Source organism: Synechococcus sp. 8F6 (genome assembly GCF_002252665.1).
Lineage (GTDB): Bacteria > Cyanobacteriota > Cyanobacteriia > PCC-6307 > Cyanobiaceae > Cyanobium_A.
Window position 1 is genome coordinate 1 of the sequence record NZ_NQKZ01000080.1, and the last position, 405, is coordinate 405.

The window sequence follows — 405 nt, forward strand, 5'->3', positions numbered from 1 at the left end:
TGCTGCTCAAGCTGTGCAGCTTCTTTCTGTTTAGTTGCCAGATGCTGCTGTTCTAGCCGTTCGATTTGCTCGCGTTCAGCGGCCAGGCGTTGCTGCTCGGCGCTTGCTTCTGCTGCGCGCATCTTCTCTAGGCGTATGGCTTCCTTCTGTTCAGCTTCGAGCCGCACCTTTTGCAAGCGTTCGGCATCTTTGCGTTCAGCGGCTAGGCGCTGCTGCTCGGCGCTTACTTCTGCTGCGCGCAGCTTCTCTAGGAGTATGGCTTCCTTCTGTTCAGCTTCGAGCCGCAGCTTTTGTAAACGTTCGGCATTTTTGCGTTCAGCGGCTAGGCGTTGCTGCTGATCGCGTTCTGCGGCTAAGCGCTGCTGCTCAAGCTGTGCAGCTTCTTTCTGTTTAGTTGCCAGATGC

At 56.0% G+C, this 405-nt stretch carries 1 protein-coding gene; it reads right to left on the reverse strand.

Annotated features, from left to right (window positions below; all coding sequences use genetic code 11):
* A partial coding sequence (locus tag CJZ78_RS14145) for a hypothetical protein (protein WP_369802075.1) occupies positions 1 to 405 on the reverse strand: 405 nt, incomplete at both ends.